Source organism: Pseudoalteromonas sp. S1608 (genome assembly GCF_005887265.1).
Taxonomy (GTDB): domain Bacteria; phylum Pseudomonadota; class Gammaproteobacteria; order Enterobacterales; family Alteromonadaceae; genus Pseudoalteromonas; species Pseudoalteromonas undina.
Genome location: NZ_PNDK01000058.1, coordinates 1 through 18,696, shown reverse-complemented (window position 1 = coordinate 18,696; position 18,696 = coordinate 1). Strand labels below are relative to the sequence as shown.

General features: G+C 39.8%; 16 protein-coding genes. 4 read left to right on the top strand and 12 right to left on the bottom strand.

Translation table 11 applies throughout. The features are described from left to right. Window positions 1-366: 366 nt before the first annotated feature. Window positions 367-1,221 carry a bifunctional methylenetetrahydrofolate dehydrogenase/methenyltetrahydrofolate cyclohydrolase FolD gene (gene folD / locus CWB75_RS18205; protein ID WP_008111045.1) on the top strand — a complete coding sequence of 285 codons (855 nt, stop codon included), beginning with the start codon at window positions 367-369 and terminating at the stop codon, window positions 1,219-1,221. Window positions 1,222-1,251: 30 nt separating this feature from the next. On the opposite strand, the gene CWB75_RS18200 is transcribed toward folD, so the two are convergent. Further along, entirely contained in the window at window positions 1,252-2,148 is an 897-nt protein-coding gene (locus CWB75_RS18200; RefSeq protein WP_010388061.1) for a DMT family transporter, read from the bottom strand. Window positions 2,149-2,336: 188 nt separating this feature from the next. Then, window positions 2,337-3,716: a cysteine--tRNA ligase gene (gene cysS / locus CWB75_RS18195; RefSeq protein WP_008111049.1), complete on the bottom strand. Its 1,380-nt coding sequence runs from the start codon at window positions 3,714-3,716 to the stop codon at window positions 2,337-2,339. A gap of 154 nt (window positions 3,717-3,870) precedes the next feature. On the opposite strand from cysS, the gene CWB75_RS18190 reads away from it, so the two are divergent. Continuing rightward, window positions 3,871-4,362: a peptidylprolyl isomerase gene (locus tag CWB75_RS18190; RefSeq protein ID WP_008111051.1), complete on the top strand. Its 492-nt coding sequence runs from the start codon at window positions 3,871-3,873 to the stop codon at window positions 4,360-4,362. 67 nt (window positions 4,363-4,429) lie between these two features. Further along, window positions 4,430-5,164 carry a UDP-2,3-diacylglucosamine diphosphatase gene (locus CWB75_RS18185; RefSeq protein ID WP_138571382.1) on the top strand — a complete coding sequence of 245 codons (735 nt, stop codon included), beginning with the start codon at window positions 4,430-4,432 and terminating at the stop codon, window positions 5,162-5,164. A 12-nt stretch (window positions 5,165-5,176) separates the two neighbouring features. Here CWB75_RS18185 and CWB75_RS18180 read toward each other — a convergent pair whose 3' ends face one another. From CWB75_RS18180 to miaE, 3 genes are all read right to left on the bottom strand, one after another. Further along, window positions 5,177-7,114 (bottom strand): sensor histidine kinase, encoded by a 1,938-nt coding sequence (locus tag CWB75_RS18180; RefSeq protein WP_138571381.1) that lies wholly within the window; start codon window positions 7,112-7,114, stop codon window positions 5,177-5,179. Beyond that, window positions 7,107-9,341 (bottom strand): EAL domain-containing response regulator, encoded by a 2,235-nt coding sequence (locus tag CWB75_RS18175; protein ID WP_138571380.1) that lies wholly within the window; start codon window positions 9,339-9,341, stop codon window positions 7,107-7,109. The genes CWB75_RS18180 and CWB75_RS18175 overlap by 8 nt, the downstream gene beginning before the upstream one ends. Window positions 9,342-9,542: 201 nt before the next feature. Further along, window positions 9,543-10,322 (bottom strand): tRNA isopentenyl-2-thiomethyl-A-37 hydroxylase MiaE, encoded by a 780-nt coding sequence (gene miaE / locus CWB75_RS18170; protein ID WP_054202395.1) that lies wholly within the window; start codon window positions 10,320-10,322, stop codon window positions 9,543-9,545. Between the two features lie 199 nt (window positions 10,323-10,521). Between miaE and CWB75_RS18165 the strand changes: the two genes are divergently transcribed. Then, complete coding sequence (locus tag CWB75_RS18165; RefSeq protein ID WP_008111059.1) at window positions 10,522-11,121, top strand: Yip1 family protein; 600 nt, start codon at window positions 10,522-10,524, stop codon at window positions 11,119-11,121. Window positions 11,122-11,199: 78 nt separating this feature from the next. Here CWB75_RS18165 and purF read toward each other — a convergent pair whose 3' ends face one another. From purF to CWB75_RS18130, 7 genes are all read right to left on the bottom strand, one after another. Continuing rightward, window positions 11,200-12,726, bottom strand: coding sequence for an amidophosphoribosyltransferase (gene purF, locus CWB75_RS18160; protein ID WP_008468349.1), 1,527 nt, complete (start codon window positions 12,724-12,726; stop codon window positions 11,200-11,202). An 18-nt stretch (window positions 12,727-12,744) separates the two neighbouring features. After that, window positions 12,745-13,239 (bottom strand): CvpA family protein, encoded by a 495-nt coding sequence (locus CWB75_RS18155; RefSeq protein WP_008111063.1) that lies wholly within the window; start codon window positions 13,237-13,239, stop codon window positions 12,745-12,747. A 228-nt stretch (window positions 13,240-13,467) separates the two neighbouring features. Further along, window positions 13,468-14,094: an SPOR domain-containing protein gene (locus tag CWB75_RS18150; RefSeq protein WP_138571379.1), complete on the bottom strand. Its 627-nt coding sequence runs from the start codon at window positions 14,092-14,094 to the stop codon at window positions 13,468-13,470. 11 nt (window positions 14,095-14,105) lie between these two features. Beyond that, the gene (gene folC / locus CWB75_RS18145; protein ID WP_138571378.1) at window positions 14,106-15,371 is read right to left on the bottom strand and encodes a bifunctional tetrahydrofolate synthase/dihydrofolate synthase; all 1,266 of its coding nucleotides are present in this window, start codon (window positions 15,369-15,371) and stop codon (window positions 14,106-14,108) included. Between the two features lie 25 nt (window positions 15,372-15,396). Next, window positions 15,397-16,272, bottom strand: coding sequence for an acetyl-CoA carboxylase, carboxyltransferase subunit beta (gene accD / locus CWB75_RS18140; RefSeq protein WP_008111068.1), 876 nt, complete (start codon window positions 16,270-16,272; stop codon window positions 15,397-15,399). Between the two features lie 163 nt (window positions 16,273-16,435). Further along, a complete protein-coding gene (gene truA, locus CWB75_RS18135; RefSeq protein WP_008111070.1) occupies window positions 16,436-17,230 on the bottom strand; it encodes a tRNA pseudouridine(38-40) synthase TruA in 795 nt (264 codons plus the stop codon). Between the two features lie 169 nt (window positions 17,231-17,399). Next, window positions 17,400-18,696 (bottom strand): FimV/HubP family polar landmark protein (locus tag CWB75_RS18130; RefSeq protein ID WP_283234844.1); only part of this gene is annotated, 1,297 nt, incomplete at its 5' end.

The window sequence follows — 18,696 nt, the reverse complement described above, 5'->3', positions numbered from 1 at the left end:
AAACTGCGCTAATCGCCGATACTTACTATTGTCTGCGAGTGACCTCGTTGACAACGGGGTGCATAATAGTGATTTGACCGGGTTAGGTCAAACGTTTTTTTAAGAAAACAAATCAATTGCTCATTTTTAGTTCATAATGGTCAAATATTACGATACAGGGATAAAATTTAAACTCTTTTTTATAATTCGGGGGGTTATAATTTAAAAGCAACTTGGCGCTCAACCGCTTTTCTGCGAAAATAGTCGCCATATTAAAAAATGAGTAAGGTGAAGGTCTTTTTCTTTATCGGCATTTTAACCCCTATATATGCATTCGTTTTTTAAATGTATCGGTATCAAGTTAATTAACCTAATTAAAGGTCACCCATGACGGCAAACATCATTGATGGTAAAGCAGTAGCAAAACAAGTACGTAGCGCAGTGGCTGAACGAGTTTCAGAACGTGTTGCACAAAACCTTAGAGCCCCAGGATTAGCTGTGGTGCTTGTTGGACAAGACCCAGCAAGCCAAGTTTACGTTGGTTCAAAGCGTAAAGCCTGTGAAGAAGTGGGTTTTATTTCTAAATCATTTGATTTACCCGCAGACACAACAGAGCAAGCGCTATTAGCATTAATTGATGAATTGAATGTTGATGGCGAAGTTGACGGTATTTTAGTACAACTTCCTTTACCTGCAGGCCTAGATGCAGAAAAAATTCTTGAGCGTATTACCCCGCATAAAGATGTTGATGGCTTTCATCCTTATAACATTGGTCGTTTGGCGCAGCGAATGCCGGCCCTTCGCCCATGTACGCCAAAGGGTATTATCACCTTATTAGATTCAACGGGTGTGCGTTACAAAGGCATGCACGCAGTGGTTGTGGGCGCCTCTAATATTGTGGGCCGCCCTATGTCACTTGAATTATTGTTAGCTGGCTGTACGACTACTGTTTGCCATAAGTTCACGCAAGATTTAGAAACCCATGTTCGCCGTGCTGACTTACTGGTTGTTGCTGTAGGCAAACCAGAGTTTATTCCTGGTGATTGGATAAAAGAAGGCGCAATTGTTATTGATGTGGGTATTAACCGTTTAGACAACGGTAAATTAGTGGGTGACGTTGAGTACGCCGTTGCAGAACAAAAAGCTGACTTTATTACTCCTGTACCAGGCGGTGTAGGCCCGATGACAGTTGCCAGCTTAATTGAAAATACATTAGAAGCGTGTGAGAAATATCACAGCTAATAAACAAAAATAAAGCAATGAAGAGCCCGCTTAATTGCGGGCTTTTTGTATCATCATTCTTCGTTTTATTAAGTCCAAGCCTTGTGGCAAAACCGAAAACACAATCATCAATAACATAATTGCATATTGCCAACTTGCATACTGCTCGTTAATTAATATTCCTGCACATAAAATACCGGCAATTGGGTTGGCTATAGTGCCAAAAGTAAATTCAACTACTGACATTCGCCCTAATAACCAAACATATAGGATGTAAGCCAAAGCAGTATTAGGGACCACCAGCCAAAATAACGCCAGCCATTGCGTGGTATTTATTGATGCAGTTAAAAATTGATACTGCTGAGGGGCAAAATAAAAAGCTTGAACCATAGCCGCAATTGCTAGCAAACTGCCACCAATGATTAGCTGCCACGTGAGTACCGTCCACCAGTGTACTTTAGCCGTTACTTTTTTTACCAGCGTACTGCCTATAACAATAGTTAATAGCGCCCCTATCAGCGCCAAAACCCCCAAAACATTAAGTGCTACATGTTGTGGATCAAATAAGCGCCATGCTAAAACCACCAAAGCAAGCGCACAAAAACCTTGCACCAGCGCTGGCTGTTGTCGCTTTACAAGCCATGCATATAATAATGCAACCACAGGGACGGATACCATTCCCACGCCTGCGATAGCTGCTGGTAGGTTAATTGCCATTACAAAAATAAAGCTAAAAAATAACGCAATATTAATTGTGCCGATCAGAAAAATGCCTGGCCATTGTTTAGCCGTTGGCCAAGAAGGTTTAAACAGCAACAACAATAAACCGGCAGGAAGTGCGCGTATGGCACCTAATAAGATTGGTGGCCACTCTGGGGTTGCGTACTTAGTCACTGCATAAGTCGTGCCCCATAAAAAAGCAGGGATCATGGCAAGTAAAATATTCATTAATTTTCCATTTTTAAATTGATGAATGCGAGTTTAAAACCTCAACTATGATTGAGGTCAACAGCGTCAATTTTATTAAAAACATAATCAATTTAATCCAATTGATATAACCAAAAAAGGGTTACCCTATGGTAACCCTTTTTTTGTGATCAGCGCGTTATGGCTAAATCTGCCAAGGTCGACAAACCCTATGCTTTACGCCACGTTGTTTTTCCCGCTGAATCTTCAAGTATTACACCCAGTGCATTTAAAGCATCGCGAGCTTCATCTGCTGCAGCCCAATTTTTACTGGCACGTGCGTCATTACGTTTGACTATCAGTGCCTCAATTTCAGCCACTTCATCGTCGTTTTGACCGCCTTGTAAAAATGCCTCTGGTGCTTGCTGAGCAATACCAAGTATTTCACCTAAGCTGCGTAGAACAAAGGCTAAATGTCCTGCTTTTTCGCTATCACTTTCTTTTACTCGGTTTAGCTCTTTAGCAACTTCAAATACAACCGGTAATGCTTCTGGCGAATTAAAGTCATCATTCATAGCTTTTCTAAACTTAGCTACATACTCATTACCCTCAAGCTCACATTCAACTGGCTCAACACCACGTAATGCCGTGTAAATACGCTCAAGTGATGAACGTGCTTGGTCTAAGTTTTCTTGCGAGTAATTAAGTTGACTGCGGTAATGGCCAGAAATTAAAAAGTAGCGAACCGACTCAGCATCGTATTGCTTTAATACTTCACGAACGGTAAAAAAGTTATCTAATGATTTAGACATCTTTTCTTTGTTCACTTGAACCATACCGGTGTGGATCCAAGTATTAACGTATTGGCCGTTGTTAGCACAGCATGATTGCGCAATTTCGTTTTCGTGGTGCGGAAACTGTAGGTCTGAACCACCACCATGAATATCAAAGTGCTCACCTAGGTGCTTTGAACTCATTGCTGAACATTCTATGTGCCAACCAGGGCGCCCCTCTCCCCAAGGTGATGACCACGATGGCTCCCCTGCTTTAGCTTTTTTCCATAAAACAAAATCAAGAGGATCGTCTTTATCTTGTGCTACTTCCACACGTGAGCCCGATTGCAGCATGGTTAAATCTTGCTGTGAAAGTGCCCCGTATTGCTCAAAGGTTGATACATCAAATAAAACGTCGCCATCGGCTGCAACATAAGCATGGCCTTTGGCAATCAAACGCTCAACCATAGCAATAATTTCATCCATGTGACCTGTAACCGTTGGCTCTACATCAGGACGTAGCATATTTAAACTGTCAAAGTCTTCATGCATGGCTTTAGTCATACGCACGGTTAAGTCGTTAATCGCCTCACCGTTTTCATTTGCGCGCTTGATAATTTTATCATCAACATCGGTAATATTACGTACGTACTTTAAGTCGTAACCTAAATGACGAAGATAGCGAACAATCACATCAAAACCCACAAATGTGCGTGCATGGCCAATGTGACAGTAATCATAAATGGTGATACCACACACATACATGTCGATTTTTCCATCGACCATAGGTTTAAATTGTTCTTTTTGGCGTGTCAGTGTGTTGTATATTTGTACCATTTAGTTGCTTTCCTTCACGATTAACAGAAAAGCTATGTTACCACTTGCTAAGCATGGGCTCTAGCGGTTTATAACAAACATAACATCTACTTTGTTAATCTGAGTCAACTACGATAAAATAGCACCAATATTTAAACCAGCTATAGGAAACCTCATGGTTGTTCTACACACAAACTTTGGTGATATCACCATTAAAATGCACGAAAGCGAAGCTCCAAATACAGTAAAAAACTTTTTAGAGTATGCAAACTCAGGTTTTTATAACGGCACTATTTTTCACCGTGTAATTGATGGTTTTATGGTTCAAGGCGGTGGTTTTGCATCGGGCATGGAACAAAAAGAAGTAAACGACCCAATTGAAAATGAAGCTAACAACGGCCTATCTAACAAAGTAGGTACTTTAGCAATGGCGCGTACGCCTGATCCACACTCAGCTACAGCGCAATTTTTCATTAACGTGAATAACAACGACTTTTTAAACCACAGCAGCGAAACGTCGCAAGGTTGGGGTTACTGTGTGTTTGCTGAAGTAGTAGAAGGCATGGACGTAGTAAATAAAATCAAAGGTGTTGCTACAGGTAGCAATGGTTTTCACCAAGATGTACCACTTGAAGATGTGGTAATTGAAAGTGTAACTGTAAGCTAAAACCCCCTTATTCTTCACAGAATACATAAAGCGGGTATTCACCCGCTTTTATTTAACTGGAATCACCATGACTCGCCAAACCTACTTTATTGCCGATTTACATTTGAGTGAAAATCGCCCTGATATTACAGCGGCATTTTTTAAGTTTTTACACTCCCATATTGTTCCTCAAAAAGTAGACGCCCTATATATTTTAGGTGATTTTTTTGAAGTGTGGGTTGGTGACGATTATGTTAGCGAACTATCAGCAGCAGTTGCCAAACAATTAAAAGCAGTTAGTAACTCGGGTATCCCCATTTATTTTGTACACGGTAATCGCGATTTTATCATGCGCACAAAATATGCAGATATGGCAGGAATGACTCTACTCGATGAACAAACAGTGATCGACCTTTACGGCACTCCCACTGTAATTTTACATGGTGATGAAATGTGTACTCAGGATATTGAGTATCAAAAGTTTCGTCAAAAAAGTCGTGGTTGGTGGTGGCCCAAATTAATGCTTGCTATGCCATTATGGTATCGAAAGAAAATAGCCCGTGATGCACGTGAAAAAAGTAAACTTAGTCAAGCAGACAAACCTATAGAAATACTTGATGTAGTGCAAAGCGCTGTATTAGAGACCTTTGCTAAGCATAACGTGGCTAATATGATCCACGGCCATACTCACCGCCCTAATGTACATACCTATGAAGTTAATAACCAAACCCTAACTCGCACTGTGTTAGGCGATTGGTATACTCAAGGTTCATATTTAGTGGTTACCCCCGAGTCACAACAATTAATTTCAACGCCTTTATAATGTTCCTAACAATTAATTGTAATGAGTTTTGGTGGCAAGCTCTGGCAGTAAAATAACAAATTGTGTTTTGTAGTCTTCATTACCGCCTAGATCAGATTGCAACGAAATCTCTCCTTTTAAAACTTGAGTTACCCATTGATAAACCATATATAAACCTAAACCCGTGTTACCTTTACCTCTAGCTGTAGTATAAAAGGGTTCAAATATATCTGCCTTTATCTCAGCGTTAATACCTTTACCATTATCTGACACGCTCAGCCTCACCCTATTATTAGTCGCTTGTTCAACTTTTATTTCAATTACGCCCTCCTGCTTTTCATCAAAAGCGTGATTTAGCGCATTGATCACTAAGTTTTCAACAACCTGAGAAATGATACCCGGCAAACTAACCACTTGTTTATTAAGTGAAAAAATAGTTTTCACTTTTATCGGCGAGCTTTTTAACCTAGAGTTTAATGTCAATAATAACTCTTGAATGATTTTTTCAATATCACATGCAATAAACTCATCATTATGGCGGTCAATCGCCATTTTTTTAAAGCTTTTCACCAACAGCGCTGTTTTATTTAAGTTAACTTTTGCCAGTGCTAAGTTCTCTCCAATGCGTGTAGTTGTGTCTTCTAGGGTTGATTTAGTTAGCCCTTGCTTCATGGCTTCATTTAATTTATTCAATGCCATATCGGCATTAGAAACCGAAATAACGGCTCCTCCAATCGGGGTATTCATCTCATGGGCAACACCAGCAACTAACAACCCGAGTGAAGATAATTTTTGCGCTTCAATTAATCCCTCTTGTAATTTTTGTTGTTGTTTAATCGTTTCGTCAAGCTCTCGATTGACAATGCCCAGCTCTACTTTTTCTATATGCAACTTATGCGACAGAGTTAATAACTGGTTTTGAAACCTATACTCACGATAAATAAAGCCAAAACTTACTAAGCAGAGTACGCTGCTGCATAAAAGAGCTAGCTTTAATGCGACTTTTTGCGCGCTTAATAGAAGTTCATCGGGGCTACTGATAAGAATAATTAACTCTTTATCGGTGTTACTGATCTTTTCTGTGTTTTCACGTAGCGAAAAAATAGAAAAACGTCGATATGTATAAAGGCTATTATTAAAAAAATGCGAACCATACTCGACTTTGCCATCAATAATTTGCTGCCAAAGCCGTGGTTCTTGAATGGCAAGCGTTTGCTCATTCTTACCATACATAAACCCCCACTCTAAGCGAGAATCTTTATTTAACAACCAAAAACCATCATGATTCAAAATGCTGATATGAGTACTTTCTTGGCTATAGCTTTTGATCTGATTAAATAGATAATCTAAGTTAAAATTGATCACCAATAGGCCATCTAAAAAGTAATTTTCTTCGCTTGTACGGTAGGTTACACGGATTGTTGGTTGGTGTGGTTTTATAATTTTGTTGCGTTCTATGTTTAAATCTATTTCTGTAGCAAAAATATCAGGCGCACTAATTTGCATCCCTTTTTGAAAGTAGTAACGGTTTTGCTTATTTTGCAACCCATCGGGCGCTACAATTTTGCCTGCACCATTCACTACATTAATACGGTATTGCTCCTGACCTTGAGTATCAAGCCAGCGGATTTGCGAGATATTATTAGAGATAGCGGCGAAATTTAAAAAATAGTTATTTACCTCATCTCTGATTTGTTCTTGTTGAAAGGGTTTGCCTTGTTTATCACTTTTTAATACGGGTCCCTGTGCCAGTATAAGCGTGAGCTTTTTAATACTGCTGAGCTCTCTGGAAAAATCACTACTTATAAGTACTAACTTTTCATCTTGTTTGGTTTTTATGGTGTTTATTTTTTCTTGATATACTTGTTCATAAATAAGCCAGCCAACAAATAAAGTAATAAATAAACTAAACAAAGACTTTATCAGCACACTTTTTTTTGAGCCGACCGGCAAGCTGTTAAGGCTATTCATTCGCACTCACTTCAAACTGTTTTAGCCACACTATTAAATCTTTAAAAAATAATGGCTTAGCAAAGTAATAACCTTGAGCCGTTTCACACCCCTGCTGTTGTAACCACTGGGCCTCAAATTCATTCTCAACGCCTTCAGCAATCACCGAAAAGTCAAATTGCTTTGCCAAAGACAATATCATCTTAATCATGTATTGATTATTGTCATTAAACTCAAGGTCACTAACAAAGTAGCGATCTATTTTTATCGACGTAGACGGTATTTCATAAATGTGAGCCAAAGACGAATACCCTGTACCAAAGTCATCAATACTGACTTTCATACCCAAAGCAATGAACCGCTCAAGCGCTTCTTTAATTAAACTATAGTTGCTTATAGCTTGTGTCTCTGTCACCTCTAGCTCAAGCATAGAAGGCAAAATACTGTATTCTTCAATTTTAGTTTTTATTTGTTCAAAGTAGCTTGGTTCAACTAAATCATAAGAGGATGCATTAAATGCAACGGGTAAGTTGCAGCCTTGCTCTTTAAGTTGATTAATAGTCTCTAGTATTTTCTCAAAAATTACATTGTCTAGTTCATTAATTAATCCGGCTGTTTCTGCTAATTCTATAAATTCGTCGGGGGGAACAAAACTACCATCGGCTCTTTGCCACCTAGCGAGTGCTTCGAAACCAGCTGGTTTCAAGGTTGATAAGCTGATTTTGGGTTGTAATGCCACCTCTAAACTTTTATTACCTATAGCCGTTCTAAGCTCAGCCATCAACTCATAGCGACGAGTAATCTGATCTGTTTTTTCCTCAGTATGCTGAATATACTTTGCTTGGTTTGCCCCCGTATAGTTAAGACTAGACTCTGCTAAGCTAATCACTTTTTCAGGTGTTAAGTTTAAAGCAGCGCTTAACTTCAACTCCAATATACGCACATCAATATATTGCTTCACCTGTTCAATTTCGAACTTTTGCTTATTTTGAAAGTAACTAATTGCATCTGAGATATCAAAGTCAACGCTGACTAGCATGCCAAATGTTTTATTACTAATTAATGCTATGCGCGGTTCATACTTAGCAAAAGAATCAACTATACTTTGATGAACTAGCTTCATTAATTTATTACAAAAGTCATTCCCGAAAGTAAACGCTTTTTCATCAAACTGATAAATATCAAAAATGACTAATCGCGTTTTTAGCCGCTCATGGGCATTCATATTCTTTATTTCACGGGTTAGCCAGTTACGGTTTTGCAAGTTAAGTGATACGTCGGTGTAAGCAAGTTCAGTTAAGCGATTCAACAACGAAATATTAGCAAATCCCGTGCTAACATTTTCACTAAATACTTTAAGTAAATATTCATTTTGCTCATTGATAGGGTTATCAGATTTTACAATCGTTATGTAGTCAGTATCCTGACCTTGCAAAGTATGCGTTTCGAAAAAAAACACACTGTGATTTTTTGAGAATATATGACGACGCTCTCTGGTCGCTTGTTTAAAATCTTGCAGCATTTCTGCAGGCAGGTTAGGTTCCACAGGTTGCCCTTTAGTGCCACTAAAGCAACCATGTGTAGAAAGTATTAAACTTTCAGAGCCAGGGTTTACATTACTCGAGCAGAAAATACCGCCGCCTTCGGTTATTTTTAAAATATTACTAATTTCTTTAAGCACAGCATAAGAAAAAGAGGCCATGTCATGCTTACCGTTAATACTTCTAGACGCGTCTAGTACCAACTGTAAACCTTGTTTGGCTGACTTGATTTGTGAAATATATTCCCAAGTGCGCATGTTACTATTAACAATTGATTGCAGCTTCTCGGCAGAAATATCTGATTTATTCCAGTATTCATCGATATCAAGTACTTTCATGATATCGCTCTCTGGTGCAAAACCTGGTTGGCCTGTTAACAGCACAATACGCATTTCTGCGTTACCAATAACCTCTCGAATAGTATTTACTAAACGCAGACCTGAGTCATCCTCCTCCATTACTACATCTATAAATATGAGTGCGATGTCTGGGTGCATACTCAGCGCAAGAGCAGCCTCAGGCACAGAATTTGCTGTTAAAAGCTCGTATTTATAACCATCCTTGGCTTTTAATTCTTTTAAGCTATTAACTAACGCGTTCTGATAATCAAGGTCATCCTCAACGGTTAGTATTTTCCATGCTTTCAGCTCTGTATCTGCCTGTTCTTCTTCAGCTGCAAATACAAACAATCCCTCTTTATCTTGCATATCTTCTCACCCAATAATAAATAAGGTATGACCTTGTTATTAAAATGAATTACAAAGCAATAAGTTAAATAATTTAAATAATTTAAATAGTTATTCTAATATTAGGTGAGGGTATTGGATGTGTCTAATTTAAAAAGAATTTAATTAAAATTAGCTGCTACAACAGTTAGCTGTTTAACTGGTAGCAGCTTTATGTGTAAATTATGCGGGTTGTTGGCAAGCAGTAATAGGTACGCCGCTATGAAATTTGAAGTCTTCATCGTCTGATGTAATTAGATGCGCTTCTATTTCAGCAAATTCTTTTACCCGCTCGGTAATATCAAAATCAGCAATTTCTTGAGCAAGGGTTAAGTAATCTTGATAATGGCGAGCCTCTGAGCGAAGCAGTGAAATATAAAAGTCCCCTAAGCGTTTATCAACATGCGGGGCAAGCGCAGCAAAACGTTCACATGAGCGCGCTTCTATGTACGCACCTACTATAAGTTTATCAACTAAGGCGTTGGGTTCAAACGTTTTAACATTACGCAGCATACCCTTAGCGTAACGACATGGGGTTATACTTTTATATTCAACACCGTATTCATCCATAATTTCTAGCACCTGATAAAAGTGATGCAACTCTTCTTTTATTAGCATGACCATTTTATCAATTAAGTCTTGTCCATAAGGTGAGTTAGATTTAGGAATAATAGACTTTGTCAGTTTATTTTTAGCCGCTAAATCACGCCAGTTCCCCTCACGTTTATAAATAAGCGTTTCAAACGGTTTTAGCCACTCAAGCAGTGCATCACTGCTGTCTTTATCTACCGCATACTTACGGATTAAAAACATCGCACTTTGTGCCGCTTTTAGCTCACAAATTAAATGATCAATTAATATGATGGGTAAATTTTCTTTTTTGGTTGCCTGTTCAACCCACTCATCGGGAGTACTGCATAATAAAAAGTTGTTAATTGGCTCTAAAAGCTGGCTATGTGGCACGCTGACTACTCATTGCTAAAAATTGCGATTACGTATTTTAACACGAAATAATGCCCTGAATAAAATAAACACACGCCCTTATTACAAGCATGTGGATAACTTGACTTTGCTTAGTTACTGAACCATAACTAAATGGACTGTATAAAAAACAAACCAACTATAACCAAACAGTAATATATCCTTTTATGGAGAGCACGCAATGATACTAAATCACCTATGGGGCTTATACGCCCATCCACTCGAAGAGTGGCAAACAATTGATAACCGTCACGAAAGCTTAACCTACAGCTTATCGCACATTTTGCTAATCGCTTTATTTCCCTCAGCAATGGGATACTACTCATCGGTTTACCTAGGCTGGAGTATAGGCACAGGTAACCCAGTTTTTTTAACCCATGAAAGCGCACTGATGATTGGTGCGGCTATGTATGTTGCTTTAATTGGCGGTGTATTTGCACTGGCCTACTTAGCGCATTGGATGGCGGTTACTTTTGGTGCTAAACCAACCTTTACCCAAACTATCGAGCTGGCAGCGTATACCGCAACACCGGTGTTTATGTCGGCATTGGCTGCCTTTTGGCCTGAGTTGTGGTTTGTGGTGTGTGTTGGTTTAGTGGCACTCGCTTACTCTGTTTATTTACTGTATACCGGCGTCCCTATTTTAATGCACATTCCGCAGGAGCGCGGCTTTATTTATGCAAGCTCTGTTGTCACCTGTGGATTAATTCTACTTGTTATTATTTTAGCGCTTACCGCCATGCTATGGACCAACGGTATTATCAGCCCTATGTTTACCTAAAAATTGAAAAACAAAAAAGGAGCGATTAAGCTCCTTTTTTTGTAACGCCGATAATGCTATCAGGCAGTATTATCACGGTTAATCAGATTCGTTTTCATCTTGGTTATGGATTTCTAAACCAGACGACATCGCGTTTTCGCGAGTGCTTTTAGCAGAATCGTTACGTAGCTTATCAATACGATTTAGATAGTCTTGATCAACATCGCCAGTAATGTATTGTCCATCAAACACTGACGTTTCAAACTTAGTGATTTCAGGGTTTTCTTGGCTAACTGCGGCAATCAAATCACTTAATGATTGAAAGATTAAACCATCAGAACTAATGCTTTGGTTAATATCTTCTACTTCACGACCATGTGCAATTAGTTCAGCCGCCGATGGCATATCTATGCCGTATACATTTGGAAAGCGTATTTCCGGTGCAGCTGACGCAAAGTAAACGTTTTTAGCACCTGACTCGCGTGCCATCTCAACTATTTGTGCTGAGGTAGTACCACGTACAATTGAATCATCAACAAGTAAGACATTTTTACCTTTAAACTCACGGTCAATTGCATTGAGTTTTTGACGTACCGATTTTTTACGTAGCTCTTGGCCTGGCATAATAAACGTACGGCCAATATAGCGATTTTTAACAAAGCCTTGGCGGTAAGGTAAATCAAGTACGCGTGCCATTTCTAAAGCGATATCACATGAAGTTTCTGGGATAGGAATAACGACATCAATGTCTTTATCGGCCCACTCACGTGCTACTTTCTCGCCTAGTTTTGTTCCCATATTTACACGTGCAGCATAAACCGACATACGATCAATGGTTGAATCCGGGCGCGCAAAGTAAACAAATTCAAAAATACATGGTGAGTAAGACACTTTATCTGCACAGGTAAAAGAATGAAACTCGCCTTTTTCAGTCACGTAAATAGCTTCGCCTGGGGCAACATCACGAATAAACTCAAAGCCATCTGGCTTTAACGCCACACTCTCTGATGCAAACATATATTCAGTACCGGCAGCAGATTCACGTTTACCAAATACTAAAGGACGGATACCATTTGGATCGCGAAACGCCACAATACCATGACCGATAATCATGGCTATAGTTGCATAACCACCCGTCACTTTATTGTTAACTTCAGTAACCGCTGTAAAAATATCTTCAGGGTCTAATTTTAGTTTGTCTGGCTTACTTAGCTCATGTGCCATAATGTTAAGCAAAATTTCAGAATCAGAGGTAGTATTAACATGGCGACGTGCCTCTGAAAATAACTGCTCTTTTAACGACTCTGCATTGGTTAAGTTACCATTATGGGCAAGTGCTATACCAAAAGGAGAGTTCACGTAAAACGGCTGAGCCTCTGACGAGCTTGAAGAACCCGCTGTTGGGTAGCGCACATGGCCAATGCCAATGTTGCCTTGCAAACGTTTCATATGACGAGTGTGAAATACATCTTTCACTAGGCCATTTGCTTTGCGCAAGCTAAATGTATTGTTCTCAATAGTTATGATACCCGCAGCATCTTGGCCACGGTGTTGCAAAACGGTTAAGCCATCATAAATCGCCTGATTAACTGGCGATGTTCCGACTATTCCAACGATACCACACATGTAATTTATCCTCGCCGATTAACGGTTTACTGAATTTAAAAAGCTCGAGTTGTTTTCTAGGTACGAAAAGAACCATTCAACTACAAAGCCAAATTCTGGAATCAAAATAGAGTTGCCCCACCAATGCGTATTTGGCGCACCAGTAAAAGCATCAAGAAAGAAGAGTAACGCGCTCACGACCAACACGCCTCGAAGAGCACCAAACACCACACCAAAAACACGGTCTGTGCCGGATAATCCGGTTCGCTGTACAAGCTCACCTAAAATATAGTTTAGTAAACCGCCTAACAATAGCGTCGCAAAGAATAATATGGCAATGGCCGCTGCATTTCTTAAAAGGGGTTCAGAAATGGATGTTAGGAAGGAAGCTAAATATTGATAAAATAAGCTGGAGATGATGAAAGCCCCTGCCCATACCGCTAATGACATAGCTTCTTTAACAAAGCCGCGTATTAAACCGATGATGGTAGAGAGTGCAATAATGCCAATAATGGCGTAATCAACCCAGATCATAAGAACCAATTAGTCGCTAATTTTGGGCGCATTCTATACCTAAACCTCCCAGTGATGCAAGTTTAAGCGTGAGATTGCAGGTGAGTAAAAACATGCAGTTTTTAGATAAAAAATAGTGTGAAATATACAGGCTAAAAGTAGGTGGAGATCTAGTCTTAACTTATGGAGTATAAGTTAGGTAAATGTGCAATATTAAGTTATAAGCACACCCACCTATTAGCAACTCAGTTATTTTGCCACTTCAAATTGAGTAACTTTACCGTTTAGTTTAGTTAGTTCTTTCAGCGCGGGAAGTTGGGACTGCAGCTCATTTTTACTTAATGACGGCCCTACAAATACTTTAGTTAACGTACCATTTGGCGTTTTAATTGGCCTAGTAAAGCTTTTAAAACCTTTCGTTTTTAGCTTTGCTTGCAACGCTTTTACATTTGCCGCATGAGAAAAACTACCAAGCTGAATGACATACGCCATACTTGTTAAGTTTTCATTGGTATTACGCGTAGCGTTATTTTGCTCGGTAGTGACTGTGTCTTGCTTTGTATCGGCTATGACCGCTTCAACCATTGCTGGCTGTGCAGTAACGTCAGTTTCAGCTGAGCTGTTTTGTTGCTCAAATGCAGCATCATCAGACTGAATATTTTCAATTTCATCCTCTTTTAATGGTTCTGCATTTGCTACTTGCTGATCAATTGATTCTTGTAAATCAATGGTCTTGAACTCAGAGCGTTCTGGAATCGCTTTAAAGCCTTCTTTATAGTGCACTTTTTCACCATCGAGTATATTGGGAATAAACACAATTGCTGCGATCACCACAATACTTGTTCCGACTAAGCGATTAATAAAACCTGAGTTCACCGACATCCTCTCTATTTTTTAAAGTAATGAATAGCGCCAGCCACGGTAAAAAATGAGCCAAATACAATCAATAGTGTATTACTTGGCTGGCTTGGCAAAATAGCATCCAATGCTACCTCTACGTTGCTATAACCCTGTTTAAAATGACTATTGGGTATACTTGAAAGCGCCTGTTGAAGATGAGCTGCACTATCCCCTCGCGGGCCACCTAAGCTAGCCAACGACCATTCATCGACTACATCAGCCACTTCTTTAAGCACACCGACTTTATCTTTATCAGCAAGCATAGCGGCTAATGCATGAATTTTAAAGCCTTTATCTTTATAGCTTGCTAACTTAGTTGCTAAATAACGTGCCGATTCAGGGTTATGTGCCACATCGGTGTACACTAATGGCGACTCACTTAATTGTTGAAAGCGCCCTTCTACCACTAAGTTGGCTATGCACTGAGTTATCACTTCATCACTTGGTAATAAATCTAGCACCGACAATGTCGTTAACGCAGTGGCCACATTTTGACACGGGATGGCCGGTTTAGGTAAATCGAGATTATGTGCTTTAAATTGCCAACTAAAACTTTGCTCATGCTCTTTAAAAATAAAGTCGCTGCCCGATAGCACCATATTAGCGTTAATTTCTTTGCCATAATCGGTCATTGTATGCGGGATATTTAAATCCCCAATAATTGCCGGGGTACTCTCTCTAAAAATTCCCGCCTTGTCATAAGCCACCAGCTCACGGGTATCACCTAAATATTCTTTATGATCTAAATCGATGGTGGTGATCACACTAGCAAATGGGGTAACAATATTGGTCGCGTCAAAACGCCCGCCCAAACCGACCTCTAACAACACGTAGTCAACTTCTAAGCGTTTAAATATAGCCAACGCGCCTAAGGTACCATATTCAAAATAGGTTAATGGTGTGTCACCACGCCCTTGCTCTAGTAAATTAAACGCATCGACATGGTATTGATCGTCAAGCTCAGCCCCATTAACGCGTACACGTTCGTTATAGCGAACTAAATGAGGTGAAGCATAGGTGCCAACACAATAACCCTGGGCTAATAATAATGACTCTAAACAACGTGCTGTTGTTCCTTTGCCATTGGTGCCTGCAATAAGAATGATTTTACTTGAGGAAGTTAAAAGCTCTATGTTGTTAGCAACACGAGCAACGCGCTCTAAGCCCATTTCTATATTAGCAGGGTGAACACTCTCTAAATAACAAAGCCAATCATCAAGGCTTGATGATTGGCTAGGAATTGTTTTTGTCATAGCATGTAATCAGTAAAGCTGAAATTTACGCTACTCTATGCTCTTGTTCCGTAGAAGGCAAGTTCATAAACTTTGCTAAGATACGTGCTAGCGTATCGCGCATTTCTCGACGGTCAATAATCATGTCGATTGCGCCGTGCTCTAATAAAAACTCACTGCGTTGGAAACCCTCAGGCAGTGTTTCACGCACGGTTTGTTCAATAACACGCGGACCGGCAAAACCAATCAAAGCTTTAGGCTCTGCAACATTAATATCACCAAGCATTGCCAATGATGCTGATACACCACCCATTGTTGGGTCAGTCATTACCGAAATGAACGGTAGGCCTTTTTCGGTCATTTTGGCAAGTGCAGCACTGGTTTTTGCCATTTGCATAAGTGACATTAGCGCCTCTTGCATACGTGCGCCGCCCGATGCAGAAAAACAAATCAGCGGCATATTATGCTCTAAACATTGGTCAACCGCGTCAACAAAGCGAGCACCAACAACCGATGCCATTGAGCCACCCATAAATGAGAATTCAAATGCAACTGCAGCAACCGGAATACCTTTTAAGTTCCCTTTCATTGCAACCAGTGCGTCTTTTTCACCGCTTGACTTTTGAGCTGCATTAATACGATCTGAGTACTTTTTAGAGTCTCTAAATTTAAGCACATCTTTAGGTTCGTGTTGAGCGCCTAATTCATGACGGTCACCGTCATCTAAAAATTGTTCAAGACGCTTACGACCACTAACACGCATATGATGGTCGCACTTAGGGCATACATTTAGTGATTTTTCTAATTCTGCTTTATATAAAATTGAATCACATGACGTACATTTAGCCCATACACCTTCTGGAATTTCTTTACGACCTGAAGATTTAGTCGTTTTTGGTAAGATTTTTTCTAGCCAACTCATTTGCAACTCTCTTAATGCTGTTCTGTGTCGCGAGTCTACATGTTAACCATGCAAACAAATTTTTCCAATTAAAACATGAATTACGCTATCACGGTATAAAAAACTGGTCTTAGTAGTTAGCCCTACGAATAATAGCGTATAAAAATCATCACCTGATTACCTTTTAAATATCGGTATCGGCTAAAAACAAAGGCCCCAACGGCGTTCTAGGAATATTAAAGTGTTCTGGGTAATCAACATCTACTAAATATAAACCCGCCGCTTTTGCTGTGGCGCTCGCTTTGGCCCGCTCTTTAACATCTAACAGCTCTTTTAACCAAATTGGTTCATGTTTATGTAAACCGATATCCATTAAACACCCGGTAATATTACGTACCATATGGTGTAAAAACGCATTGGCTTTAATGTCAATAATGACATAAGCACCTTGGCGCTGTACCGATAAATGATGAATCGTTCGCGTTGCCGTATTAGCTTGGCAGTGAAGCGCTCTAAACGATGTGAAATCGTGCTCACCTAATAAATATTGGCAAGCCTGCTGCATTTTCACTTCATCTAAAGGATGATGAAAGTGGGTAACACCTTCATTTAATACCGCACCACGAAACGCATAATTATAAATCACATAACGATAACGACGAGCAGTTGCACTAAAGCGAGCATGAAAGTCTTCAACCACAGGCTGGGCAAAACGAATAGCAATGTCTTTTGGTAATAAGGTATTCATGCCTAATGTAAAGGCCACCATTTCACGCTCAGCATGGGTATCAAAATGCACAACTTGACCAGTGCCATGCACGCCGGCATCGGTGCGCCCTGCACATACAATTTCAACCGGATGATTACAAATGCGCGACAACGCTTTTTCTACTTCTTGTTGTACGCTATTTACATGAGATTGACGCTGCCAACCACTGTAACGCGCGCCGTTGTATTCTACTCCAAGTGCTACTCGCATAATTACTGCTTTACCTACTGTGCTAATCGACGCTGCATTTTATGCTATATGGCGTTCCAATAAAAGCAGCGAACTAAGGTTCCTAACTATGCGATACAAAAAACCCGTTATTAGTGTTAGCCAATAACGGGTTTTACAGCTTAGATATCCTTTTCAGGATTAGCTATTGTTAGTTTTTCAGCTTAGCTTTTAGATTTTGTGCTTCTTCTTGCACATCGTCTGGGCCATTATTAATAATCTCATCTAAGATTTTAACTGCCGAGTCAGCATCATCTATCTCTATATATGCGTGAGCAAGATCAAGCTTTGCCGAGTAACCACCACTTTGAGTATCAACATCCATAGGGTTATCACCAGCAAGTAATGAATCGTAGTCACCCAAACCAACATCCATATCGACGTCGGTGTAAGGTTCGTGATCTATATCCGCATCATCACTTTGCTCTAGTAATGCATCAATATCAACAAAGTCATCTTGATCTAATGGCTCAGTAACCTCAGGTTGCTCAATGGGCTCTTGCAACGATGGTGCTTTATCATCAGCTAAATCTTCATTAAGTAAGCTATTAAAATCAACATCGAATTCACTGCTGTCGCTTAAATCAACATCATCAGGTTCAGCCAACTCATTCAGTAATGAATCAAAATCTGTTTGTGTTAAATCAGCCATGAACTCATCATCTAGCTCATCATCTGAAATCATTTCTGATTCTGATGGTACTGACGTTTGCGTTAAATCAGCTTCACGATCAGCATTTGTTTGCTGATCGGTAAATTCAGCTGACTCTGTTAACGCATCAAGTTGATCATCGTCAAAATCATCATTAGAGCTAACAACTTGCTCATCTGCAGCTTGTTCAGTCAGATCTGCAGACTCTGAAATATCATTATCTAAAGCTTGCTCTATATCTAACTCTGAAAACTCATTGTTAAGTAACAGCTCATCATCAAAATCATCTTCTAGGCTATCGAGATCGTTACCTGCTGATAGAGCATTAGCGAGATCTTGCTCTGCTTGGCTGGGTGACATGCCTGTGGCATCACCATCTAAATTATCACCTTGTAGCTCTTGTGGTGTTAAAGATTGTTGTTCCTCATCAGATAAAGGCAGTTCATCATCCAGCTCTAACTCAGGATACTCCTCAAGTTCTTCACTTGGGGTGATTATTTCAGGCTCATATAGCTCATCGTCTTCTGTCGATAAATCGTTGCTTTGGATATCGCCAGCAAGCGGGTCATCGCCTAAATCAATTTCCTCTTCATCAAGATCATCGTCTAAGTCATCCATTGACCAATCAGGTACTTGTTCATCCTCATCGCCTGTTTGCTCAAGCTCACTTAAAAGATCATCGACACTTTTGAAGTTTTCATCGTTGTATTCGTCAAGCGCATCTTCTGGGTCGAGTAAAGTAGAAGACGTATCGGTAAAATCATCTTCTGATCCAACATCAGGCTCTGCTTCAAGT

What these genes read in the sequence shown, in the direction of transcription:
- folD (WP_008111045.1), top strand. Translation starts at nt 367, where the DNA reads ATGACGGCAAACATCATTGATGGTAAAGCAGTAGCAAAACAAGTACGT.
- CWB75_RS18200 (WP_010388061.1), bottom strand. Translation starts at nt 2,148, where the DNA reads ATGAATATTTTACTTGCCATGATCCCTGCTTTTTTATGGGGCACGACT.
- cysS (WP_008111049.1), bottom strand. Translation starts at nt 3,716, where the DNA reads ATGGTACAAATATACAACACACTGACACGCCAAAAAGAACAATTTAAA.
- CWB75_RS18190 (WP_008111051.1), top strand. Translation starts at nt 3,871, where the DNA reads ATGGTTGTTCTACACACAAACTTTGGTGATATCACCATTAAAATGCAC.
- CWB75_RS18185 (WP_138571382.1), top strand. Translation starts at nt 4,430, where the DNA reads ATGACTCGCCAAACCTACTTTATTGCCGATTTACATTTGAGTGAAAAT.
- CWB75_RS18180 (WP_138571381.1), bottom strand. Translation starts at nt 7,114, where the DNA reads ATGAATAGCCTTAACAGCTTGCCGGTCGGCTCAAAAAAAAGTGTGCTG.
- CWB75_RS18175 (WP_138571380.1), bottom strand. Translation starts at nt 9,341, where the DNA reads ATGCAAGATAAAGAGGGATTGTTTGTATTTGCAGCTGAAGAAGAACAG.
- CWB75_RS18165 (WP_008111059.1), top strand. Translation starts at nt 10,522, where the DNA reads ATGATACTAAATCACCTATGGGGCTTATACGCCCATCCACTCGAAGAG.
- purF (WP_008468349.1), bottom strand. Translation starts at nt 12,726, where the DNA reads ATGTGTGGTATCGTTGGAATAGTCGGAACATCGCCAGTTAATCAGGCG.
- CWB75_RS18155 (WP_008111063.1), bottom strand. Translation starts at nt 13,239, where the DNA reads ATGATCTGGGTTGATTACGCCATTATTGGCATTATTGCACTCTCTACC.
- folC (WP_138571378.1), bottom strand. Translation starts at nt 15,371, where the DNA reads ATGACAAAAACAATTCCTAGCCAATCATCAAGCCTTGATGATTGGCTT.
- accD (WP_008111068.1), bottom strand. Translation starts at nt 16,272, where the DNA reads ATGAGTTGGCTAGAAAAAATCTTACCAAAAACGACTAAATCTTCAGGT.
- truA (WP_008111070.1), bottom strand. Translation starts at nt 17,230, where the DNA reads ATGCGAGTAGCACTTGGAGTAGAATACAACGGCGCGCGTTACAGTGGT.